Origin of the sequence: Euzebya sp. (assembly GCF_964222135.1) — a bacterium.
GTDB lineage: Bacteria > Actinomycetota > Nitriliruptoria > Euzebyales > Euzebyaceae > Euzebya.
The window spans coordinates 38,702-61,415 of the sequence record NZ_CAXQBR010000097.1 but is presented as its reverse complement, the minus strand read 5'-3'; the positions used below and the strand labels follow the sequence as shown (position 1 = coordinate 61,415).

Here is a 22,714-nt window from a genome sequence, read left to right as displayed (position 1 = left end):
CCCGCGAGCGGCGGATCCGCTGGGAGGGCGAGCGGCCCGCCCGGCGCAGCGCCCGCGCCCAGGCGAGCTCGGAGGAGGGCCGCATCGAGAGCCAGCTCGGCGCCCAGGACGACCGGGCGGCTGAGCTGCAGGCCGACGTGGCGTCGGTGAACGACGAGATCCAGCGCCTCGACGCGGCCAGCCCCGAGCTCGCCGACGCCGTCCGCGCCCTCGAGGCGCGCCGCGCGCGCGCCCAGGCGGCCGCGTCCGAGGCCGCCGCCGCCGAGCGCGAGCTCGAGCGCACCCGCGCGTCGCTCGAGGCCCGCGCCGACGCGCTGTTCGCCGCCTCCGCCGAACCGGGCCAGGGCGCCGCCGCCCTGACCCAGGCCCACGACGACGGGCACGTCCACGGCGTGCTCGGCCCCCTCGCGTCGCTGGTGCGGGTCCAGGACGGCTACGCCGAGGCGGTGTCCGCGGCCCTCGGCCCGCTCGCCGACGCCCTCGTGGTCGAGAGCCGCTCCGCGGCCGAGGCCGCGATCGGGTTCGTCGCGGACGCCGAGGCCGGACGCGTCCTCCTGCTCGTCGCCACCGCCCCCCACGTGGGCCCGGACGCCCAGCCGTCGCTCGAGGCGATCGGCGCGCGCCCGCTGGGCGACGTCGTGGAGGGCCCCGCCGGGGGTCTCGGCGACCAGAAGGCCGCCGCGGTGACCGCCGCGGTCCGCCGGGCGCTCGCCGGCACCTACGTCTGCGACGACGCCGAGGCCGCGTTCCGCCTGGCCGACAGCCGTCCCGAGCTGGTCTTCGTGACCCGCGCAGGCGAGGTCACCGGCGCACGGGGCCACGCCGGCGGGGGCGCGGCGGGTCACACCGCGGTGCTGTCCCGCGCGGCGGCGGAGGAGGCGAAGGCGCAGGCCGATGCGGTCGCCGCCGAGCTGCGCATCGCCCACCGCAAGGTCGGCGACGCCGACCGGGCGCTCGCCGAGGTCCGCGAGGAGCTCGAGGGCGCGCAGGCCGCGATGGCCGAGTCGGACAACCTGATCACCGCCGCCGCCGAGCGGCTCGGACGCCTCCGCAAGGAGCTGGCCCGCTGCGAGGCCGAGCGCGCGAGCATCGCCCGCCAGCACGACCAGCTGACCGCCCAGATCGCCGCGAGCCGCGAGAAGCTCGCCCACCTGGAGGACCGAGGCCCCGAGGAGCCCGAGACCGACCCGCGCTTCGAATCGGGTGCCGGCGACCTCGAGGCCGAGCGGCTGGACGACGCGCTGACCGAGGCCCGCGAGGGCGAGGTCCAGGCGCGGCTCGCCGCCTCGGCCGCCGAGCAGGAGGCCGCCGAGCTGCGCCGCCGCATCCAGGCGCTCCGCGACGAGGCCGACCGGGTGGCCGCCCAGCTGGCCGAGCGCCAGCGGCGCCAGGACGCCCGCGTCGCCGCGATCGCCCGGTGCGACCAGCTCGAGGAGACCGCCCGCGCGATCCTGACCTCCGCCCAGACGTCCCGCGTCGCCGCCGCCGACGAGCGCGACCGGCTGGAGGAGGCGCGGGCCGAGCAGCAGCGGCGCCTCGGCGTCGCCCGCTCCAAGCTCGCCGACCTGGCCGAGCAGCTGTCCGCCGTCCGCGACCACCGCCACCGCGAGGACCTGGCCCGCCAGGAGCTCAGCCTGCAGATCGACGGGGTCCGCAGCCGCCTCGACGCCCTCGACGTCACCGACGCCGAGGCGGTGATCGCCGAGCGCGGCGAGGACCTCCTCGAGGGCGGCGAGGCCCGCGATGCCGAGCTGGCCGAGGCCGAGGACGCCCTGGTCCGCAAGATCGGCCTGCTCGGCACGGTCAACCCGCTGGCGCTCGAGGAGTTCCAGTCCCTCCAGGAGCGCCACGAGTTCATGTCGGGCCAGCTCGAGGACCTCCGCGCCTCCAAGCGCGACCTCCTCCGCGTGGTCGACGCCGTCGACGGCCGCATCGAGCAGGTCTTCTCCTCGGCGTTCGCCGACGTCGCCCGCCACTTCGAGGAGATCTTCCCGAAGCTGTTCCCCGGCGGCACCGGCAAGCTCATCCTCACCGACCCCGAGGACATGCTGACCACCGGCGTCGAGGTGGAGGCCCGCCCACCCGGCAAGAAGGTCAAGCGCCTCAGCCTGCTGAGCGGCGGCGAGCGGTCCCTCACCGCCCTCGCGGTCCTCTTCGCGATCTTCGCCGCCCGGCCCTCCCCCTTCTACGTCCTCGACGAGGTCGAGGCCGCCCTCGACGACGCGAACCTCGGGCGGTTCCTCGACGTGCTCGACGAGTTCCGCGGGTTCAGCCAGTGGATCATCGTCACCCACCAGCGCCGCACGATGGAGGTCGCCGACACGATCTACGGCGTGTCGATGGCCTCGGACGGCGTCAGCAGGGTGATCAGCCGGAAGCTCAGCGAGTCCGGCCTGGCGCACGCCTCTGCCGAGGCATGACGCGTTGCTGAACGCCTGAGGCTCCACGGCCCACGCGGTGGCATGCTGCGCCGATGATCGAACCCGCACGGGGAGGCGCGGTCCCGGCCGCGCCCGCCATCGCAGTCGCAACCCTCGTCCTGGCCCTCGTCGGCACCGCCCTGCTCGGCCCCGCCCTGGTCGGCATCGCGCCGACCGCGGCGCAGGACCTCCCCGACGACACCATCGCCGTCGTCAAGGCCGACGAGTCGCCGTCGAACGCCGAGATCGCGGTGCGCCTCAGCGAGGAGACGCCCTTCAGCGCCGTCGACACCGTCGTGATCGGGCGCGACGACACCTTCGCGGACTCCCTCGCATCCGGTGTGCTGCAGTCCGAATCCCCGCTGCTGCTGGTCCCCTCCGCCGGCCCCCTGCCGCCCCGGGTCCGTGACGAGCTCGCACGCCTCGCCCCGACCAGGGTGATCCTCCTCGGCGGCGAGGCGGCGCTGCAACCGGCCGTCGCCGACGAGCTCACCCAGCTCGGCTACACCGTCGAGCGGCGCGCCGGCGAGTCGCGGGTCGCGACCGCCACCCCGATCGCCGCCACCGACGCGCCGCAGGCCACGACGGCGATCCTCGCCCGGGCGTTCCCCTCGGAGGGGGCGACCGACCCGACCCAGGGGTTCGCCGACGCCCTCGCCGCCGGCGGCATGTCCGCGGAGAACGGCTGGCCGGTCCTGCTCACCCAGACCGACGTGCTCAGCGCGCCGACGCGGGCCTACCTCGAGCAGGCCGGCATCACCCAGGTGGAGATCATGGGCGGCACGGCCGCGATCTCCGACGCCGTCGAGGCCGAGCTCGAGGCCATGGGCATCACCACCGAGCGGCTCGCCGGGGCCAGCCGGGCGGACACCGCCATCGCCGTCGCCGAGAAGCGCGGCGCCGACAGCGCCGCCGACGCCGCCCACGTGGTCCTCGTCCAGGGCCAGACCGCCGACGCCTGGGCCGGCGGGTTCGCCGCCGCGGCGCACTCCGCGCTCCTCGACGCCCCGATCGTGCTCGCCGCCGAGTCCGAGCTGCCGCCCGAGACCGCGGCCTGGCTGGCCGACGGCGTGACCGGAGGGTCGGCGACGTTCGCCGTCGACCCCTCCGACGGCCCCGTCCTGACCTGCGTGACCGTCCCGTCGCTGTGCGAGGAGGCGCGGGTCACCCTCGGCCTGCCACCGTCCGGTCCCGTCACGTTCAGCCCCGCACCGGGCACCACCGTCGACGCCGGGCAGCCGATCCGGGCGACCTTCACCACCCCCGTCGGCCGGGTCCGCTACGGCGGGACCTGCGTGACCGAGGAGGGCGTCACCCCCCGCGACGCCGGCACCACCATGCTGTTGGCCGTCGATGCCGGCGTGCCGGCCGGTGCGTGCACGTTCGAGCTGGTGCTCACGCCCTCAGGCGGTGCAGAGCAGGTCGTCGAGGTCGACTACACCGCCAGCGGCGACACCGCCGTCGAGCTGCTCAGCCGCACCCCCGCCGGCCCGTCCGGCGGCGGGTGGGCCCCCTCGGCCAGCGCCGACGGGACCGTGGTCGCCTTCACCAGCGACGGCCCGCTCGTCGAGGGCGTCACCGCCGGCGCGTGGCACGCCTACGTCGAGCGCGACGGCCAGCTCGTCCTCCTCGACGTCACGTCCGACGGCACACCGGGGGTGGCCACCGGCCAGGTCCTCGACACCTTCGTCGCCGCCGACGGCGGGCACGTCGCCTTCACCTCGACCGACGGCGCCCTCGACCCCGCCGGTGCGGTCGAGGCCCAGATCATCACCTACCTCCGCGACCTCGACGCCGGCACCACGACGCACGTCTCGGTCGACGTGACCGGGACCCCGGTGCTGCGCGGCGAACGGCCGTCGGTCAACGCCGACGGGACGGTGGTCACCTACACCGGCCAGGGCGAGACAGGCGTGTCCACCGGCTGCGCCTGCACCTGGATGTGGGTCCACGACCTCGCCGCCGGGGCGGTGCACGCGATCGCGGACGCCCAGGGCCAGCCGATCCAGGCCGGGGCCAGCCGCCCGCAGGTCTCCGCCGACGGCAGCACCGTGGTGTTCCAGACCAGCACCGCGCTGGTGGCCGAGGACGACAACGACGGCGCCGACGTCTACGCCTACGACGTCGCCGGTCGGACCCTCGAGCTGGTGTCGGTCGCCGCGGACGGCACGGCCGGCGGGCCCGCCGACGTGAACCCGAACGCCGAGACGGGCATCAGCGCCGACGGGCGGTTCGTGGCCTTCGGCTACTCCGCCGGCGACCTCCTCGAGGGCGAGTCCGCCGACCGGCTGCAGGTCTACCTCCGCGACCGCGAGGCCGGCACGACGACCCGGCTGACCCCCGCCGTCACCGGCCTCTCCAACGTCCTCAACGGCAAGCCGCAGGTGTCCGAGGACGGTGCCTGGGTCGCGTTCACCTCCGAGCGGCCGGAGATCGCAGCCAGCCAGGGCGGCTGCGGGGTGTACCGCTACGAGGTGGCCACCGGCGAGCTCGACCGGGTCGACCTCGGTGCGGTCGAGGCCGCGACGAACTGCCCCAGCCGGGTCGACGTCGCACTCGACGGCAGCGTGGTGTTCGACCACTTCGCCACCCAGCACGTCGACGACGTCGACCACGGCCACGCCTACGCGGGCAACGACGTGCACCGCGCCGCCCCGCCGCAGGGCTGATCCCGGGGGAGCGTCCCTCGACCTCCAGGTGAGGTCGAGGGACCCCGATCGGTGATCGTGTACAGTCGCCGGGTCGTGCCCCGAGTCGAACCAGCCCGTGCCGCGACCGACGCGATCCCGGCCGATCCGATGCCGTCGCGGCTGGCGGTCGAGGGGCTGACGAAGCGGTTCGGGCCCCTCAGCGTCCTGCGCGGACTCGACCTGCGGATCGCCGCCGGCGAGGTCGTCTGCCTGCTGGGCGAGAACGGGACGGGCAAGTCGACCGTCGTGGGCTGCCTGGCCCGGACCGTCGCCCACGAGGACGGCACGATCACCCTCGACGGCACCCCGATGCCGACCACGCCGGCGGAGGTCCGCCGCGCCGGCGTCGAGGTGGTGTGGCAGGACTTCGGCCTGTGCCCCGACCTCGACGTCGTCGCGAACCTCTTCCTCGGCAGCGAGCGGCGCCGCTCCTCCGGACGGCGGGGCCTGCTGAGCGAGCGGGCGATGCGGGCGGACGCGCTCGCCGTGCTCGGGCGGCTCGGGCTGGACGACCTGCCCCTGTCCCGGCCGGTGCGGACCCTGTCGCGCGGCCAGCAGCAGGCCGTCGCCATCGCCCGGCCGCTGCTCGGCAACCCACGGCTGCTGGTCCTCGACGAGCCGACCACCGCCCTCGGCGTCGCCGGCGTCGAGGGCTTGATGCGGCTGGTCCGCGAGCTGCGCGACGCCGGCGTCGCGATCCTCCTGACGTCTCACGACCTCGACCTCGTGCTCGAGCTGGCGGATCGCATCGTCATCCTGCGCGACGGCCGTGCCGTGGCGGACGTCGCCCCCCACGAGGTCCACCGCGACGACCTGCTGGCGCTCATGTCGGGTCTGCGCCCGGACTCGGCGGCCCGCCGCGACCTCGACCGGCTCCGCAGCCTGGTCGACCAGCTGAGCGAGGTCGAGCCGGCTGCGTCGCTGCCGCTGATCGTGTCCAGCATGGCGTCGGCGATCGACCAGCAGATGCTGTGCGTGCACCTGCTGGAGCGCACCGCCGCCGGCGAGTCCGTGCTGCGCCGGTCGGCCGCCGTCGGCATGCCCGACGCGCTGCTCGCCGTCAACGGCCGGCTGCCCGTCGGGCCGGGCGGCGGGTCGGTCGGCGTGGCGGCAGAGACGGGCCGCACGGTCGTGGTCGAGGACACCGAGACCCACCCGTCGTGGGAGGCCTTCCGCCGCGAGGCCGAGGCCGGCGGCATCCGGTCGGCGTGGGCCGCGCCGATCGTCGGCAGCCGCGGCGTGCTCGGCACGGTGTCCGGCTACGCGACCGCACCCGGCTCGCTCGAACCCGAGCGGGTCGAGCTGGTCGCGCTCTACGCCGGCTACGCCGCCGCTGCGATCGAGCAGCAGCGGCTCGTCGAGGAGCTCGGCCATCGCAACCGGGTGCTCGAGGCGCTGCGGGGGATGCTCGAGACCCTCGCCGGACCTGAGCGGGTCCACGGCGGCCTGTCCGTCGCGCTGCTCGCCCTGTGCCGCGGTCTCGGCGCGTCCGCCGTCGCCGTGCACGCCGTCGACGGCGACGCGGTGACCCGGCGAGCCGCCATCGACGTGACCGACGGGCGACTGGACCAGGCCACCGACGCCCGCCTGGCCGCCGCCGCCGCGGACGTGCTCGGCGGCGCGGGCGACGGCCCCGCGTCCCGGCTGTGGGACGGCGCGGCCGGCGCGCGGCTGCGGCTGCCGGACTCCGACGGGGCGCTGGTGGCGGTGTGGGCGCCGACCGGCGAGGGTCCGGGGGGCGGGACCGGCCTCGGCGCGGGCACCGACGCGCTGGCGCTGCTCGACGACGCCGCCCGGTCGCTGTCGCTCGCCCTCGAGGCCGACGAGCTCGAGTCGACGCGTCGTGAGGCGGCCGCCCTCCGACGGTCCTCCGAGCTCCACCGGGACCTGCTGCACCAGGTCAGCCACGAGCTGCGGACTCCCCTGACCGCCGTGCACGGCTACGCCTCCACCCTGCTGCAGGACGACCTGACGTGGGACCCGCCCTCCACCCACGCGTTCCTCCAGTCGATCGCGCGGGAGTCCAAGCGCATGGAGCGCCTGGTCTCGGACCTGCTCGATTCCTCGGCGATCTCCTCGGGGCTGCTGCAGCTGCACGCCGACTGGTGCGACCCCGGGCTGGTCGCAGAGGCCGCGATGGCGTGCCTGCCCGACCGCGACCGCATGCGGTTGGTCGTCGAGCCGGGCGTCGAGCCGATCTGGGCGGACCACGACCGCCTCGAGCAGGTGGTCGTGAACCTGCTCGACAACGGGCTGCGCCACGGTCGGGGCACCGTGGAGGTCGAGATCGCCGCGCCGCGGGACCGGGTCCTCGAGATCCGCGTGCTCGACGAGGGGCCGGGGCCGCCGCCGGAGCTCGGCGACCGGATCTTCGAGGCGCGGATCCGCGGTGACGGCGACCGGCCCGGCGCCGGGCTGGGCCTGGCCATCGCCCGGGGGGTCGCCGACGCGCACGGCGGCACCCTCGCCAGCGAACCGCGGGACGGCCGCTCGTGCTTCGTGCTGCGCCTGCCGACCGAGCCGGAGGGGGAGGGACATGGCCGGGCCGTCTGACCGCACGGGCATCCTGCTGGTCGAGGACGACCCGAACATCGTCGACCTGGTCCGCTCGAACCTCGTCGCCCGCCACTTCGACGTGATCGTCTCCCGCGACGGCCAGGGGGTGCTGCAGCTCATCGAGACCGAGTCGCCGGCGGTCGTGCTGCTCGATCTGATGCTCCCGGACGTCGACGGGTTCGAGCTGGCCCGCTCCATCCGGGAGCGCTCGGCCATCGGCATCATCGTCGTCTCGGCCCGCCGTGCCGAGACCGACAAGGTCCGCGCCCTGAACCTCGGCGCCGACGACTACCTCACCAAGCCCTTCGGCATCGACGAGCTCCTCGCCCGCGTCAACGCGACGTTGCGGCGCATCCGCCCGTCCGCGCCGGCGGAGGTCAGCGAGGAGCCCACCGTCGTCACCGTCGGCGACGTCGCCATCGACCTCGGCGCCCAGCGGGTCACCCGCGGCGGGTCGCCGGTCCACCTGACCCCGACCGAGTTCGCGCTGCTGCGCGAGTTCGTCACCAACCCCGGGAAGCTGCTGACCCACGCCACCCTGCTGCGGCGGGTGTGGGGGCCGGGGTACGAGACCCAGACCGAGTACGCCCGCGTCTACGTCGCCCGCCTGCGCGCCAAGCTCGAACCGCCGGCAGGCCGGGCACCCGACGGCGGCTCGTTCATCGTGACCGAGCCCCGGTCGGGGTACCGGTTCGAGCCCGGCGTCGCCGCGCCGGAGGGGCCCTGACCGTGCCGCCGGTCGCGGCGGCCGCCGCCCTGGTCGTGCTCGCGGTGCTGGCCGGCGCGTGCGACGGCGCGGCGGGTGCAGCCGACGCCGAGATCGGCCTGCTGCTGCCGGAGTCGAAGACCGCCCGCTACGAGACCTACGACGCCCCGGCCTTCGAGGCGCGGGTCGCCGAGCTGTGCGGCGCGTGCACCACCACCACCGCGAACGCCAACCAGGATCCGGCCCGCCAGCAGTCCCAGGCCGAGGCGATGCTGACCAACGGCGTGGACGTGCTCGTCCTCGACCCCGTCGACTCGGTGGCCGCCGCCACGATCGTGCGCCAGGCGACCGACGCCGGCGTCCCGGTGGTGTCCTACGACCGGCTGGTCCTCGACGAGCGGGTCGACTTCCACGTCGGCTTCGACAACGGCGCGGTCGGCGCGCAGCAGGCCCGCGCGCTGGTCGAGGCGATCCGCGCCGACGGGGTGGTGGGCACCGCGGAGATCGTCATGGTCAACGGCGCGCCGACCGACGACAACGCCCGGCGCTTCGCCGCCTCGGCCAGGGAGGTGTTCGCCGACGCCGGCGTCGAGGTGCTGGCCGAGGTCGACGTCGCCGACTGGTCCCCCGACCAGGCCCAGGAGCTGATGGAGCAGACCCTGACGACCCTCGGCCGCGACCGCCTGGACGGCGTGTACGTCGCCAACGACGGGATGGCCGGCGGCGTCATCGCGGCCCTGCGGACCGCCGGCGTCGAGCCGCTGCCGCCGGTGACCGGCCAGGACGCCGAGCTGGCCGCCATCCAGCGGATCATCCGCGGCGAGCAGCACATGACCGTCTACAAGGCGATCACCACCCAGGCTGCTGTCGCCGCGGAGATCGCGGTCGCCCTGCTGGAGGGCGCCGACCGGCCGGCCGCCGGGATCGAGGACGTCGAGGTGGTGGAGGTGGCCGCCGGCGACGTGACGGTCCCGGCGGTGATCCTGACCCCGGAGCCGGTCACGGTCGACGACATCGCCGCGACCGTCGTCGCCGACGGCTTCCTCGACGTGGCCGACATCTGCACCCCCCGCCTCGCCGAGCGGTGCGCGGCGGCGGGGCTCGGGCCGTGAGCGCGAGCGTGGGAGCGGTCAGAGGACAGGCCGGGGGGCACGCGGCTGGCGTCAGCCAGGCGGGTGGGCGGTGAGCGCGGGCGTGGAGGACGGGACGCGGCGGGGCCGGCTGGCCCGCTGGTCGATCGACGCGCTGCCCGGGATCGGGGCCGCCGCGGGGCTCGTGGTCCTCTGGACGGGGCTGCAGCTGCTCAACGGCCGGTTCCTGTCCGCGGTCAACCTGACCAACCTGACGTTGCAGAGCGTGGCGCTCGGCACGGTCGCCGTCGCAGTCGTCCTGGTGCTCCTGATCGGGGAGATCGATCTGTCCGTGGGCGCCGTCGGCGGGTTCGCCGCCGCCGTGATGGCGGTGCTCGTGGTCCGGACGGGCCTGCCCGCGCCCGTGGCGGTGGCCGCCGCGCTCGCCACGGGCGCCGGCGCGGGCCTGGTCCACGGCATCGGGGTGACCGCCCTGGCGCTGCCGTCCCTCGTCGTGACCCTGGCCGGGCTGCTGATGTGGCGCGGGGGGCTGTTCCTGGTCCTCGGCGACGCCGGGTCCCTCAACCTGGCCGACCCCGGCATCGCCGCGCTGACCAGCACGTTCCTGCCGTCCTGGATCGGCGTCGTCGGCGGGTCGGCGGTCGCCGCGGCCACGACCGCCGCCTGGTGGCTCACACGTCGGCGGCACGAGCCGGCCGGCCGCCTCGTGCGGATCGCGCTGGTCGCCGCGGCCGCGGCCGCCGCAGCGGCGGTGTACGGGCGCGACCGCGGGATCCCCCTGGCCGTGGTGATCTTCCTCGGCGTCGTCGCGCTGCTCGACGTGGTCCTCAAGCGCTCGGCGTTCGGCCGCCACGCGGTGGCGATCGGCAGCGACGCCCGGGTCGCCGAGCGGGCGGGCATCGAGGTGCGGCGGGTGCGGATCGTCACCTTCGCGCTGGCCGGGACCGTCTCGGCGGCGGGCGGGGTGCTGGGCGCGTCACGGCTGCTCGCGGTCAACCAGTCCTCCGGCAGCGTCGACCTGACCCTGACCGCGTTCGCCGCCGCGGCGATCGGCGGCGCCAGCCTGTACGGCGGCCGCGGATCGGTCTGGTCGGCCCTGACCGGCGCGCTGGTGCTCGGGTCGCTCGACAACGGCCTCGACCTGCTCGGGCTGTCGCCGGGGCACCGCTTCCTGACGACCGGCACGGTCCTGGTCCTCGCCGTCGGGCTCGACACCGCCGCACGCCGCCTGCGGGACCGCCGGACCGCCTGAGCGCCCGGGATCGCAGGGGCCACGTCCGCGTCAGACCCTCCGGGTAGCCTGCGGGGACGTCATGGAACTCCTCATCGTCGCCGTCGTCGCGATCATCGTCCTCGTCGTCGTGGGCGGCCTCTTCGTGGGCCGCTCGCGGGGCGGGACCACCACGCTGCCGCGGCCCTCCGACCGCCCCACGACCACCACCCCGCTCGAGCCGCGCCCCGAGTCCGACGAGCGCGGGGAGGGGGCCGTCACGACCCGGCCGCCCCCGCCGGACGCCGACGCCGACCCCTACCCGGGCGGCCCGGACCTGCTGGTGGAGGACGAGGCCGTCGAGGAGGCACCCCTCACCCTCGTCGAGCGGTTCCGCAGCCGGCTGACGAAGGCGTCGTCGGCGCTCGGCGCCAACCTGCGGGGCATCTTCAGCCAGGGCCTCGACGAGGACGCCTGGGAGGAGCTCGAGGAGTCCCTCATCGCCGCCGACGTCGGCGTCGAGGCGACGATGGAGCTGGTGGCGGGGCTCCGCGACCGCGTCCGCGAGCAGGGCATCACCGACGGGGAGGCGGCGCTCGCGCTGCTGAAGGAGATCCTCCGCCTCGAGCTCGGCATGGCCGACCGCAGCCTGGCCCGCCGCGACGCGGGCACGACCGTGTGGCTGTTCACCGGCGTCAACGGCACCGGCAAGACCACGTCGATCGGCAAGCTCGCGAAGCGCCACGTCGATGCCGGCGAGACGGTCGTGCTGGCCGCAGCCGACACCTTCCGCGCGGCCGCGTCCGAGCAGCTGCAGATCTGGGGCGAGCGGTCGGGTGCCCGCGTGGTCCGCCAGGACGAGGGCGCGGACCCGGCGGCGGTCGCCTTCGACGGGTGGAAGGCCGCGACCGCCTCCGGTGCCGACCTGCTGATGATCGACACCGCCGGCCGGCTGCAGAACAAGAAGGAGCTGATGGCCGAGCTCAGCAAGGTCAAGCGGGTCGTGGAGCGCGAGGCCGAGCAGCTCGACGAGGTGTTGCTCGTGCTCGACGCGACGACCGGCCAGAACGGGCTCAGCCAGGCCAAGGCGTTCATGGAGGCCGTGGACGTGACCGGCGTCGTGCTGACCAAGCTCGACGGCACCGCCCGCGGCGGCATCGTCATCGGCATCCAGCGGACCCTCGGCATCCCCGTGAAGCTGGTCGGGTTGGGGGAGGGGATCGAGGACCTCGCCCCCTTCGACCCCGACGCCTTCGTCGACGCGCTGTTCGCCGACGTGGTGCAGGACGTCGAGCTCGAGGACTACGCGAGCGCCCTGCTCGAGGCCGACCAGGTGGACGAGGAGCAGGGGTGAGATGCCATCGATCGACCAGCTGAGCGGTGAGGAGATCCGCGACGCCCTCGGCCTGCTCGGCCTGGACGACGGCGTCGCCGGCCACTCCTCCCGCCGGGCGCTCCGCGAGAAGCTGACCGCGCCCGGGCTGGTCGCCGACCTGGTCAGCCGGGCGCCGCGGGTGGCCGCCGATGCGTTCCGGACCGTCGCCATCGACGGGGCAGCCTCCGTGGAGGACCTCATCGGCCGGGGCTGGGCGGGCCGGGGCCGACTGCCCGAGCCGCTCGACTGGCTGCAGCGCCGCGGCCTGGTGATGGTCGGCGCCGAGGGGCTCGTCCACGCGACCGACGAGGCCCGCCACGGCTACGCCACCCTCACCTTCGACCTGCCGCCGGCGGACGACGCCCCCGAGCCGACCGGGGACGACGCGGAGGAGTGGGTCGACCCCGACTCGCCCGAGGCCGCTCCGCTGATGATCGAGGAGGCCCGCACGGTCGTGATCGCCCCCACCCAGGCGGCCCTCGACCGGGCTGCCGCCGTCCCCGGCGCGGGGCTTCGCACCGTCGCCGCGACCGTGGCGGTCAGCGACCGGCCCGCGGGCGTCGTCCAGGCGGCGCTCGAGTCCGCCGGCGCGCCGGTCTCCGCGGCGCACGGCGTGACCGTGACCGGCGGCGAGATGACGCTCCCCGGCGCGGAGGAGGAGGCCGTCGGCCCCCGCGCCATCCGCGCCCTGCTCACCCGCGCGCTGGACGAGGGCCGGCAGGTGCGGCTCGAGTACTTCGCCTCGTCGCGCGGCGGGCAGGCCACCGAGCGGGTCGTCGACCCGTGGGTGTTCAGCGACGACCTGCTGCGCGGCTGGTGCCACCTCCGCAAGGACGAGCGCGCGTTCGCCGTCGACCGGATCGGTCGTGCCCGGCTGCTCGCCACCGGCATCGCCCACCAGATGTCCTGACCCGCGATGACGACCGCGCCACCCCCCGCCGAGGGTCCGGACCTCGCCGCGCAGGCCCGCCGGGCCCGGCGCTTCGAAGCCGTGCTGCGCACCCGCATGGCCAGCGAGGTGCGACGGCTACCCTTCGGGACCGCCCGGCTGTGCCCCGACCTCCCCCTGGTCTACGACGCGAGCGCCGTCGAGGTGGAACGACCCGTCGCCCTGGTCGAGCTGCTCGACCCCGTCGAGGCCACCTTCGTCGACGCCGGGCTCGGGCACCGGCGGATCACCACGTCCGCGCCCGAGGTGGCCTGGACCCTCGTGCCCGCCCTGTCCGGGGCCGAGGGGTGGGACGTCTCCCAGGTCGTGTACATGGTCCACGACCGCACCACCCGCCCGGCCGTGTCGCCGGTCGGCTTCGAGGTCGTCGACGTCGACACCTGGCTCGACCACGCCGACGCGTTCACCGCCGAGCACGACTGGGGGCGCAGCGCCGCCGTGCAGGCCGCCATGGCCGAGCGCGACCGGCGGCTCGCCGACGTGGTCGGCACCCGCTTCGTCCTGTCCCGCGACGGCACCGCCGGCTGCCACGTCTACCGACACGGCGAGGTCGCCCAGATCGAGGAGGTCCAGGTGCTCTCGGCCGCCCGCGGGCAGGGCCTCGGGGCGGGGCTGATGGCCGCGGCGATGGCGGCCTGCGAGGACGCGTCGCTGGTGTTCCTCGTCGCCGACGCCGACGACTGGCCGCGCCGCTGGTACACCCGGCTCGGCTTCACCCCCGTCGCCTCAGCCTGGGCGTGGAGCAGGGTCGCGGATGGCTCGGCGAGCTGACGCCGGGCACCGGGCGGCCGAGCCCGGCGCCGACGGCGACGTGCTCACGGTGTCGACGTCGCGCGTGATCCCCGTCGTCATCGGGGTGGTCGGGGTGGCCTGGACGGCGCCGACGGTGCTCGACCTGATCGCCGGCGGACGGGTCCACCCCCTCTACACGCCCGCCAACCTCCTCGTCGGTGCCGTCCTGCTCGCCTTCGCGCTGCGGATGGCGGCGGTCCGCGTCGTGCTCCACCCCGACCGCATCGCGGTGCGGCGACTGGTCACCACCCGGGCCTGGCCCTGGGACGAGGTGCGCGGCGTCTCGCTCCGCGCCGACGACGGCATCCCCCGGCTGCGGGTCGTGCTGGTCGACGGCACGGCGGTCGCGGTGCCGGCGTGGGCCCTGGTGGCGCGGGACGCCGACGGGGACCGCGAGCCGGCGGGCGACGCGCTCGAGCGCTTCGGCGCCGCGCACGGCGTCGCCGTCCGGGTCAGGCGGATCACCGACCCCCGCCGCCCCACCTGACCGGGGTCGCGACCGGCCACCGGCGGGCGCGCCGAGCGCCCCCGCTACACTGCCGGGTCCGATGTTCGACGCACTGCAGGACCGACTCGACGCCGTCTTCGACCGCTTCCGGGGGTCGAAGACCCGGTCAGAGGAGCAGGTCGGCGAGGGCCTGCGCGAGATCCGCATGGCCCTCCTCGAGGCCGACGTCAACTTCAAGGTCGTCAAGACCTTCACGACCCGCATCAAGGAGCGGGCCGTCGGCAGCGAGGTGTCCGAGGCCCTCAACCCCGGCCAGCAGGTCGTCAAGATCGTCCACGAGGAGCTCGTCCGCATCCTCGGGGAGCAGTCCGCGCCCCTCGACCTCGGCTCCGCCTCCCCCGCGGTCATCATGCTCGCCGGCCTGCAGGGCGCCGGGAAGACGACCGCCGCCGGCAAGCTGGCCCAGCACCTGAAGTCCAAGGGCCGCCAGCCGATGCTGGTCGCCTGCGACCTCCAGCGCCCAGCCGCCGTCCGCCAGCTGCAGGTCCTCGGCGAGCGCGTCGGCGTTCCCGTCTACGCGCCCAAGACCGAAGGCGACCCCGTCGAGGTGGCGCAGAACGCCATCGCCGAGGCCAAGCGGATGGGCGCCGGCGTCGTCATCGTCGACACCGCCGGCCGCACCAACGTCGACCAGGAGATGATGGACCAGGCGGCCGACATCAAGGCCGCCGTCAACCCCGTCGAGACCCTCTTCGTCATCGACGCGATGATCGGCCAGGAGGCCGTCACCGTCGCGAAGGCGTTCCAGGAGGCCGTCGACTTCACCGGCGTGATCCTCTCCAAGCTCGACGGCGACGCCCGCGGCGGTGCGGCGCTCAGCGTCGCCGAGGTCACGGCCCGACCGATCAAGTTCGCATCGGTGGGGGAGAAGCTGGATGAGTTCGAGGCCTTCCACCCCGACCGCATGGCCGGCCGGATCCTCGGCATGGGCGACGTCCTCACCCTCATCGAGAAGGCCGAGACGGTCTACACCGAGGGCCAGCAGGAGGAGATGGCCGAGGCCCTCCTCAGCGGCCAGTTCACCCTCGAGGACTTCCTCAACCAGCTGCAGTCGGTCCGCCAGATGGGCCCGATCGGCAAGCTGATGGAGATGATCCCCGGCATGGGGAAGGCCATGAAGGAGGCACAGGCCTCCGTCGACGAGGACGACCTCAAGCGCATCGAGGCGATCATCCAGTCGATGACCCTCGAGGAGCGTCGCAAGCCGCAGATCCTCAACGGCAAGCGGAAGAAGCGCATCGCGCGGGGCTGTGGCCGCAGCGCCCAGGAGATCAACGAGCTCCTCCGCAGCTACGAGGAGATGCGCAAGATGATGAAGGACCTCGGCCCGATGATGGGGGCCATGGGCGGTGGCGGTGGCGGCATGCTCAGCCAGGCCAAGGCCGCCCGGCAGATGCAGAAGATGATGGGCGACGGCGGCGGCGATCTCATGGAGCAGCTCGCCGCGATGAACGCCGGCGGCGCCCCGACGCCCGGCGCCGGCGTCCCCGGCCAGAAGCCGATGCCCCGGCGCAACAAGAAGGTCCCCGCGCGGAAGAAGAAGAAGCGCCGCTGACGAACGGCGTCGCCGTCGGGAGTCGCCTGGGTGCACGCGCCGCTCGAGGGGGCGGGCGGTGCACCCGAGTGGTGGTGGTGCCGGTCGCCTGGGTGCACGCGCCGCTCGGGGGAGCGGGCGGTGCACCCACCGTGATGGGCGCGCGTCGTGGTGCGCCACCGCCGGGTGCGGTTGACTGAACCGCAGCAGTCCTCCAGTTGAACGGCGGTCCCATGCCAGTTGTGCCCTCACGCCCACGGCGGCTCCTCGCCGTCACGACCCTGGTCCTGGCGTTCGCGGCCACGCTCCTCGCGCCTGCCACGGCGGAGGAGGTCGACGACCCCACCGCCGCAGGCCACACCCACGGCCGCGCCCTCGGCGAGCGGACCCCGGCGGTGACCGAGGCCCTCGACACCGTGGACGGCCTCGCCCTCGACCCGATCGGCGCCGAACCGGCCCTCCACGAGCCGGTGCCCGACGACCGGTACGCGATGGCCGGCGGGTGCTACGTCCTCCGCGGACGCTCCGGCTACGTGCGCGCCGTCGGGGACGGGTACGTCGCCGACGCCACCCGGGCCGGCACCGCCACCGCGTTCCACATGCGGTCCTTCGACCTCGGCAAGTACCTGCTGTGGGACCCGGCCGAGCGGTTCCTCGCCGCCGAGACCTCGCCCCTGCCGACGGTCTCGCCCGTGGCCGAGCTCGTCACGAGCCACCTCGAAGGCGTCATCGACGAGGCGATCGACCCCGTCCGCGACCCGCTCGTCGACCTCGTCGACGCACTCGCCGGCACCGCGGACGGTGCGCTCGACCCCGTCCGCGAAGCCCTGCGGGGCACCGCGGTCGTCACCGCCGCCGACCCGAGCGCCGCCGCGGAGTGGGTGCTCGCAGAGACCCCCGAGGCCGGCGCGTTCACCTTCCACCAGGCCGTCGACGACGAGGCCGAAGAGGACATGGGACCGGCCGACCCCACCATCGCGCGCACCCTGACGGTCGCCGACGACGGGACCCTCAGCGTCCTGGAGGGCCAGCTCGACGGCCCCGCGACCCACCTGGCACCCCAGCTCGTCGCCGACAGCCGGTGCGCGACGTGGCCGGACATCGGGACCGGCGTCACCGGCCCGCAGGTCACCGGCGCCACCCCGTACGAGCAGGTGCGCGGCTACGTGGACGGCCACCTGCACATGATGGCGTACGAGTTCGTCGGCGGACGCAGCCGCTGCGGCCAGCCGTGGCACCCCTACGGCGTCACGGCCGCCCTCGTCGACTGCCCCGACCACGAGCCCGGCGGGTACGGCGCGCTGCTCGAGTACGTCCTCAGCGGCCAGGGGGCCGACGGCCACGACACCGTCGGCTGGCCGACCTTCGGGTACTGGCCGCGCTACGACTCCCTCACCCACGAGCAGGTCTACTACCGCTGGATGGAGCGGGCCTGGCGCGGCGGCCTGCGGATGTTCACCAACCTGCTCGTCGACAACGGCGTGCTGTGCGAGCTGTTCCCGCTCAAGGACAACTCCTGCAACGAGATGGACGGCGTGCGGCTGCAGGCCCAGCGCCTCCACGAGCTCGAGCGCTACATCGACGCGGAGTGGGGCGGTCCGGGGGAGGGGTGGTTCCGCATCGTGACCGACCCGTTCGAGGCGCGCCGCGTGATCAACTCCGGCCGTCTCGCCGTCGTCATGGGCATCGAGGTGTCCGCGCTGTTCGACTGCGGCGAGCGCTTGGGCGTCCCCCGCTGCGACGCCGACGACCTCGACGCCGAGTTGGCGGCGGTGTACGACGCGGGCGTCCGGCAGATGGAGCTGGTCAACAAGTTCGACAACGGGCTGACCGGCGTGACCGGCGACTCGGGCACCACCGGCGTGGTCGTCAACGCGGGCAACTTCTACGAGACCGGCCACTTCTGGCGCATGCGGACCTGCGCGGACCCCGACTCCCCGGCCCACGACCACACCCAGATCAACCCGACCGACGACGGGGGTACGCCCGACGAGCTGACCGGCCGCGACGCCCTGGCCGGCGGCATCCTCCAGCTGTCCGGGGAGCTCGCCGTCGCGCCGCTGTACCCCCCGGGGCCGCACTGCAACGCCGCGGGCCTGACACAGCTCGGGGAGCACCTCCTCACCCGGATGGCCGAGCGGGGGATGGTCTTCGACCCCGATCACATGAGCGCGTCTGCGCGCACCGCATCCCTCCACCTGATGGAGGAGCTCGGCCACCCCGGCCTCATCTCGAGCCACAGCTGGTCGGACGAGACGAACTACGCCCAGATCCTCTCCCTCGGCGGCGTCGTCACGCCCTACCCGCGGACGGCCGACCAGATGGTCGAGACGTGGCGGACCCAGCAGGGCTGGCGCGACGAGCGGTTCACCTACGGGCTGGGCTACGGCGCGGACACCAACGGCTTCGGCGCCCAGGCGCCACCGCGCGAACCCGCGATGACCCCGGCCGACCCCGGCGTCACCTACCCGTTCACCGGCATGGGCGGCGTGACCATCGACGCCCAGATCAGCGGCGAGCAGGTCTACGACATCAACACCGACGGCGTCGACCACTACGGCCTGTACCCGGACTGGATCGCCGACATCATCCTCGTGGCCGAGCACACGAACCCCGGCGACGGCGCCCGGATCCGCGCGGACCTCGAGCGCAGCGCGGAGGCCTACCTGCAGATGTGGGAGCGGGCCATCGGCATCGCCGGCGACGCCTGCCGCGACGACGTCGACGACCTCGACCCGCACCTGCTCGGCGAGCTGCTGCCCGGCACCTCACCCGAGGAGGTCATCGTCGCGCTGGGCCAGCCGTCCGGGCGTGGAGGGACCCAGTTCAGCTACTGCACGACCGACGGGGTGTGGACGGTGCAGTTCGACGCCGACGGCGGGGTGCTGTTCAGCCACCCCGGTCCGGGGCACTACGTCCGGTGACGGCGGGGCGGGGGAGAGGTCAGCCCCAGCCCCACTCGTGCAGCCGGTCGTCGTCGATCCCGAAGTGGTGGGCGATCTCGTGGACGACGGTGATGGCGACCTCGTCCACCAGCTCGTCGCGGTCGCGGGCGTAGTCGCAGAGGGCCTCGCGGAAGATCAGGATGCGGTCGGGGAGGGCGCCGGCGTAGAACTCCCGCTCGGTCAGCGGGATCCCCTCGTACAGCCCGAGCAGGTCGGGTTCGTCGGGGTGGCGGTCCTCCACCAGCACCACCACGTTGTCGAGCATGTCCCAGATCTCGTCGGGGACCATGTCGAGCCCGCGGTCGACCAGCTCGGAGAACTCGTCCTCGTCGATCAGCTCCACATCTGCTCCATCACGTCGGAAGTCTCCCACGCCGGCACGTAGCCTGCCCCGGGTGCGCGACGTCCTCTTCCTGCTCATCGGCCTCGGCCTGCTCACGTACGCCGCCGACAAGTTCGTGCTCGGCGCGGTCCGCGTGGCCACGATCCTGCAGGTGTCGACGGTGCTCGTCGGCGCCCTCGTCATCGGGTTCGGCACCTCCGCGCCCGAGCTGCTCGTCAGCGCCCTGGCCTCCATCGACGGCAAGCAGGACATCGCGCTCGGCAACATCGTCGGGTCGAACACCGCCAACGTCCTGCTGGTGATCGGCGCCGCCGCGACCCTCGGGATCCTCCCGATCACCGTGCGGATCTGGCGCCAGGAGATCCGCCTGATGCTGGTGGCGGTCGGCCTGCTCGCGCTGGTGTCCTGGGACCGGCGGATCACGACGATCGACGCGCTGGTCCTCCTCGTCGGCGCGGTCGTGTCGATCGGCCTCATCATGTGGTGGGCCAGCCGGGACCGGGAGGCCGCGAAGGAGTTCGAGGACGAGATCGGCGACCTCTCCGGCGGCGACCACACCCTCGGTGCGTCGATCGCGCTGACCGTGGCGGGGCTGCTCGGCACCCTCGGCGGCGCCCAGCTGCTGGTCGACGGGGCGTCGGGGCTGGCCGAGACCCTCGGGTTGAGCGAGGCCGTCATCGGCCTCACGATCGTCGCGATCGGCACGTCGCTGCCCGAGCTCGTGACCGCCGCGGCCGCCGCGCGCCGGGGCGAGAACGACCTGATCATCGGCAACGTCGTCGGCTCGAACATCTTCAACTCCCTGCCCGTGGCCGGGATCGCCGGTCTGCTCGACACCACGCCGCTCGACGACCAGTTCGGGGTCAGCCTGATCATCATGCTGGCCGCCTGCGCGCTGTTCGCGGTCTTCGCCCGGGTGGGGTTCCGGGTCAAGCGCCACGAGGGCGCGGTCCTGCTGGTCGCGTTCGTGGGGTCGCTGGTCGCGACGGTGTGAGGGGCGGCGGGGGTCCGTGCCCTGCTCAGGTCCGTGCGCGCCGCGATGCGCCCGTGGGTCGATGGTGGGTAGCCGCCGCCTCTGTAGCGCGCCGCGATGCGCCCGTGGGTCGATGACGGGGCAGCGGTCGCCTCTGTGCGCGCCGCGATGCGCCCGTGGGTCGATGACGGGGGATCGACCCCGGGCCATCCCGCCATCGCGGTCCCGCTGCTGCGCTGATACCGTTGCCCGGCTGCGCGGTCGGCCGAGCCGTCGCGCACGCACCCCTACCGCGGCGGACCACCGCAGACGCACCCGGTCCCCGCGGTTCGGTTCCGAAGGCGGGCCGACCCGCCTTGCGTGGCCCCCGCGCCCACCGGCGGCGGGGGTAGATCCCAAACGACGCGAGAGAGCGAGACGAGATGGCAGTGCGCATGCGCCTCCGGCGCGAAGGCAAGAAGAAGGCCCCCTACTACCGCGTGGTCGTGGCCGACGCCCGGTCCCCCCGCGACGGTCGGTTCATCGAGGACATCGGCTTCTACCAGCCCCTCACCGACCCGTCGAGGATCGAGATCAACTCCGAGCGGGCGCTGTACTGGCTGAAGAACGGCGTGCAGCCGTCCGACCAGGTCAAGCAGCTCCTCCGCGTCTCCGGCATCTGGGAGGAGTTCAAGCCCGGCGACCCCGGCCGCGACCGCACCCACAAGATCGAGGAGCGCCGCAAGGCCGCCGAGGAGCGGGACGCGAAGATCGCCGAGGCCGAGGCCGCGGCGGCCAAGGATCTCGAGGAGCGCCGCGCCGCCGAGGAGGCCGAGGCCCGCGCCGCCGAGGAGGCCGCCCAGGCCGAGGCCGAGGGCCCTGCCGAGGGCGACGAGGAGACCCCCGAGGAGCCGGCTGCCGAGGAGGCCGCCGCCGAGGAGACCCCTGCCGAGGACGCGCCCGCCGAGTCCGAGGAGGCCTAGGCCGTGGACATGTCCGCCGAGATCCTCGACTTCATCGCGAAGAACCTCGTCGACAACCCCGACGACGTGCAGATCACGTCGCGGGAGGAGGGCGACGGCCAGGTCCTGCTCGAGCTGCGGGTCCACCCCGACGACATGGGCAAGGTCATCGGCAAGCGCGGCCGCACCGCCAAGGCCATCCGCACGATGGTGAAGGCCGCCGGCACCCGCGAGGGCGTCAACGCCTCCGTCGAGATCGTCGAGTAGCGACCGCCCCGTGCCCGCCACCCCCACGCCCGATGGCGTGCCCGCGGGGCACGTGGTCGTCGGGCGGGTCGGCAAGCCCTTCGGGGTCCGCGGCGAGGTCTACGTCTTCGCCGACCCGGACCTCGACGACCCCTTCGACCCCGGCACGGCCTATGCCGCCGCGGGGCGGGGGACGCTGGTCGGGGGGACGCTGGTCGTCGACCGGTCCCGCGACCACAGCGGCCGGCTCGTCGTCGCCTTCGAGGGGGTCGAGGACCGTGAGGGCGCCGAGGCGCTCCGCGGCACCGTCCTGACCCGCGACCGGGGCGCGGTGGCCCTCGACGAGGGCGCGGTGTGGGTCGCCGACCTCATCGGTCGGACGGTGGTCGACACAGACGGTCGCGTGGTCGGGGTCGTCGAGGCGGTGGCCGATGGGCACGCCCACGACTACCTCCGCCTGGCCCGTCCCGACGGCGGAGAGGCGGTCATCCCCCTCGTCGCCGACCTCGTCGACACCGACGCCGACCCGATCGTGCTCGCGCCCGTCCCCGGGTTGCTCGATCCGGACGAGGCCCTGTAGCCGTGGCGGCGAGCCTGCACGTCGACGTCCTCACCATCTTCCCGGAGTGGTTCGCCGGCCCCCTCGACACGTCCCTCATCGGGCGCGCCGTCGAGCACGGCATCCTCACCTTCGGCGTCCACGACCTGCGCCGCTGGACCCACGACGCCCACCGCACCGTCGACGACTCGCCCTTCGGGGGAGGGGCGGGGATGCTCATGCAGCCCGCGCCGTTCTTCGAGGCCGTCGAAGAGCTCTACGGCTCGGTCGAGGCCCGTCCCCGGACGCTGCTGATGACCCCGCGCGGACGTCGGGTGGACCAGCCGTTCGCCCGACGGCTCGCGGAGGAGTCCCGCCTGCTCCTGATCTGCGGCCGCTACGAGGGCATCGACGAGCGGGTCCACCTGCACCTGGCGCACGACGAGGTGTCCATCGGCGACGTGGTCCTCGCCGGCGGCGAGGTCGCCGCGGCCGTCGTCATCGAGGCCGTGACCCGCCTGGTCCCCGGCGTGATGGGCAACGCCGCGAGCGGTGAGGAGGAGTCGTTCTCCCACGGGCTGCTAGAACACCCCCACTACACCCGACCGGCGACGTACCGTGGCTGGGACATCCCTGACGTGCTCCGATCGGGGGACCACGGCCGCGTGGCCGCGTGGCGGCTGGCCCAGTCGCGGGCCCGCACCCGCCTGGTCCGACCCGACCTGGGCCAGTAGCCGATGGGTACCGCGTGACCGACGGTCCAGATCCACATCCCCGCGAGACCCCGATGGGGGGCTCCCCGAGCGCGCCGCCGCCCGCAGGCGGACGGACCTACGCGACCACCCCTCCCCCTCCCCCTCCGGCGGATGACCCTCTGTCGGATGACCCTCCGGCGGA

The 22,714-nt window shown here is 74.6% G+C and carries 17 protein-coding genes and 1 pseudogene; 17 read left to right on the top strand and 1 reads right to left on the bottom strand.

The features are described from left to right. The 12 genes and pseudogenes from ACEQ2X_RS21570 to ACEQ2X_RS21515 all read left to right on the top strand — a co-directional run. Window positions 1-2,420 (top strand): annotated as a pseudogene (locus ACEQ2X_RS21570) (chromosome segregation protein SMC); the annotation flags it as partial. A gap of 53 nt (window positions 2,421-2,473) precedes the next feature. Next, a complete protein-coding gene (locus tag ACEQ2X_RS21565; protein WP_370327943.1) occupies window positions 2,474-5,089 on the top strand; it encodes a cell wall-binding repeat-containing protein in 2,616 nt (871 codons plus the stop codon). 75 nt (window positions 5,090-5,164) lie between these two features. Beyond that, complete coding sequence (locus ACEQ2X_RS21560; RefSeq protein ID WP_370327942.1) at window positions 5,165-7,663, top strand: ATP-binding cassette domain-containing protein; 2,499 nt, start codon at window positions 5,165-5,167, stop codon at window positions 7,661-7,663. Then, window positions 7,647-8,393, top strand: a complete 747-nt coding sequence (locus tag ACEQ2X_RS21555) for a response regulator transcription factor (RefSeq protein ID WP_370327941.1) — start codon at window positions 7,647-7,649, stop codon at window positions 8,391-8,393. The genes ACEQ2X_RS21560 and ACEQ2X_RS21555 overlap by 17 nt, the downstream gene beginning before the upstream one ends. Window positions 8,394-8,395: 2 nt before the next feature. Then, complete coding sequence (locus tag ACEQ2X_RS21550; protein WP_370327940.1) at window positions 8,396-9,484, top strand: substrate-binding domain-containing protein; 1,089 nt, start codon at window positions 8,396-8,398, stop codon at window positions 9,482-9,484. Between the two features lie 70 nt (window positions 9,485-9,554). Next, a complete protein-coding gene (locus ACEQ2X_RS21545; RefSeq protein ID WP_370327939.1) occupies window positions 9,555-10,715 on the top strand; it encodes a sugar ABC transporter permease in 1,161 nt (386 codons plus the stop codon). A gap of 61 nt (window positions 10,716-10,776) precedes the next feature. After that, window positions 10,777-12,027, top strand: a complete 1,251-nt coding sequence (gene ftsY / locus ACEQ2X_RS21540) for a signal recognition particle-docking protein FtsY (protein WP_370327938.1) — start codon at window positions 10,777-10,779, stop codon at window positions 12,025-12,027. Between the two features lies 1 nt (window position 12,028). Further along, window positions 12,029-12,958: a WYL domain-containing protein gene (locus tag ACEQ2X_RS21535; RefSeq protein WP_370327937.1), complete on the top strand. Its 930-nt coding sequence runs from the start codon at window positions 12,029-12,031 to the stop codon at window positions 12,956-12,958. Window positions 12,959-12,964: 6 nt separating this feature from the next. Continuing rightward, a complete protein-coding gene (locus ACEQ2X_RS21530) occupies window positions 12,965-13,768 on the top strand; it encodes a GNAT family N-acetyltransferase (RefSeq protein ID WP_370327936.1) in 804 nt (267 codons plus the stop codon). After that, on the top strand, window positions 13,752-14,276 hold the full coding sequence (locus tag ACEQ2X_RS21525) for a PH domain-containing protein (RefSeq protein ID WP_370327935.1): 525 nt from the start codon (window positions 13,752-13,754) through the stop codon (window positions 14,274-14,276). The genes ACEQ2X_RS21530 and ACEQ2X_RS21525 overlap by 17 nt, the downstream gene beginning before the upstream one ends. A 61-nt stretch (window positions 14,277-14,337) precedes the next feature. Beyond that, a complete protein-coding gene (gene ffh / locus ACEQ2X_RS21520; RefSeq protein WP_370327934.1) occupies window positions 14,338-15,852 on the top strand; it encodes a signal recognition particle protein in 1,515 nt (504 codons plus the stop codon). Window positions 15,853-16,073: 221 nt separating this feature from the next. After that, window positions 16,074-18,755 carry a peptidase gene (locus tag ACEQ2X_RS21515; protein ID WP_370327933.1) on the top strand — a complete coding sequence of 894 codons (2,682 nt, stop codon included), beginning with the start codon at window positions 16,074-16,076 and terminating at the stop codon, window positions 18,753-18,755. Between the two features lie 19 nt (window positions 18,756-18,774). Here the strand turns inward: ACEQ2X_RS21515 and ACEQ2X_RS21510 are convergent, their stop codons facing one another. Then, the gene (locus tag ACEQ2X_RS21510) at window positions 18,775-19,065 is read right to left on the bottom strand and encodes a metallopeptidase family protein (RefSeq protein WP_370327946.1); all 291 of its coding nucleotides are present in this window, start codon (window positions 19,063-19,065) and stop codon (window positions 18,775-18,777) included. A gap of 106 nt (window positions 19,066-19,171) precedes the next feature. Between ACEQ2X_RS21510 and ACEQ2X_RS21505 the strand changes: the two genes are divergently transcribed. The 5 genes from ACEQ2X_RS21505 to trmD all read left to right on the top strand — a co-directional run bounded on the left by ACEQ2X_RS21505 (window position 19,172) and on the right by trmD (window position 22,551). After that, the gene (locus ACEQ2X_RS21505; protein WP_370327932.1) at window positions 19,172-20,113 is read left to right on the top strand and encodes a calcium/sodium antiporter; all 942 of its coding nucleotides are present in this window, start codon (window positions 19,172-19,174) and stop codon (window positions 20,111-20,113) included. Between the two features lie 413 nt (window positions 20,114-20,526). Continuing rightward, on the top strand, window positions 20,527-21,054 hold the full coding sequence (gene rpsP / locus ACEQ2X_RS21500; RefSeq protein ID WP_372530582.1) for a 30S ribosomal protein S16: 528 nt from the start codon (window positions 20,527-20,529) through the stop codon (window positions 21,052-21,054). Between the two features lie 9 nt (window positions 21,055-21,063). After that, window positions 21,064-21,300, top strand: coding sequence for a KH domain-containing protein (locus ACEQ2X_RS21495; RefSeq protein ID WP_370327945.1), 237 nt, complete (start codon window positions 21,064-21,066; stop codon window positions 21,298-21,300). A gap of 10 nt (window positions 21,301-21,310) precedes the next feature. Further along, the gene (rimM, locus tag ACEQ2X_RS21490) at window positions 21,311-21,859 is read left to right on the top strand and encodes a ribosome maturation factor RimM (RefSeq protein ID WP_370327930.1); all 549 of its coding nucleotides are present in this window, start codon (window positions 21,311-21,313) and stop codon (window positions 21,857-21,859) included. A gap of 2 nt (window positions 21,860-21,861) precedes the next feature. Next, on the top strand, window positions 21,862-22,551 hold the full coding sequence (gene trmD, locus ACEQ2X_RS21485) for a tRNA (guanosine(37)-N1)-methyltransferase TrmD (protein ID WP_370327929.1): 690 nt from the start codon (window positions 21,862-21,864) through the stop codon (window positions 22,549-22,551). Window positions 22,552-22,714: the final 163 nt, after the last annotated feature.

Coding starts and splice junctions, on each gene's coding strand:
- rpsP (WP_372530582.1), top strand. CDS start 20,527: ATGCGCCTCCGGCGCGAAGGCAAGAAGAAGGCCCCCTACTACCGCGTG.
- ACEQ2X_RS21530 (WP_370327936.1), top strand. CDS start 12,965: ATGACGACCGCGCCACCCCCCGCCGAGGGTCCGGACCTCGCCGCGCAG.
- ACEQ2X_RS21510 (WP_370327946.1), bottom strand. CDS start 19,065: ATGGTCCCCGACGAGATCTGGGACATGCTCGACAACGTGGTGGTGCTG.
- ACEQ2X_RS21555 (WP_370327941.1), top strand. CDS start 7,647: ATGGCCGGGCCGTCTGACCGCACGGGCATCCTGCTGGTCGAGGACGAC.
- ftsY (WP_370327938.1), top strand. CDS start 10,777: ATGGAACTCCTCATCGTCGCCGTCGTCGCGATCATCGTCCTCGTCGTC.
- ACEQ2X_RS21525 (WP_370327935.1), top strand. CDS start 13,752: ATGGCTCGGCGAGCTGACGCCGGGCACCGGGCGGCCGAGCCCGGCGCC.
- ACEQ2X_RS21535 (WP_370327937.1), top strand. CDS start 12,029: ATGCCATCGATCGACCAGCTGAGCGGTGAGGAGATCCGCGACGCCCTC.
- ACEQ2X_RS21495 (WP_370327945.1), top strand. CDS start 21,064: ATGTCCGCCGAGATCCTCGACTTCATCGCGAAGAACCTCGTCGACAAC.
- ACEQ2X_RS21565 (WP_370327943.1), top strand. CDS start 2,474: ATGATCGAACCCGCACGGGGAGGCGCGGTCCCGGCCGCGCCCGCCATC.
- ffh (WP_370327934.1), top strand. CDS start 14,338: ATGTTCGACGCACTGCAGGACCGACTCGACGCCGTCTTCGACCGCTTC.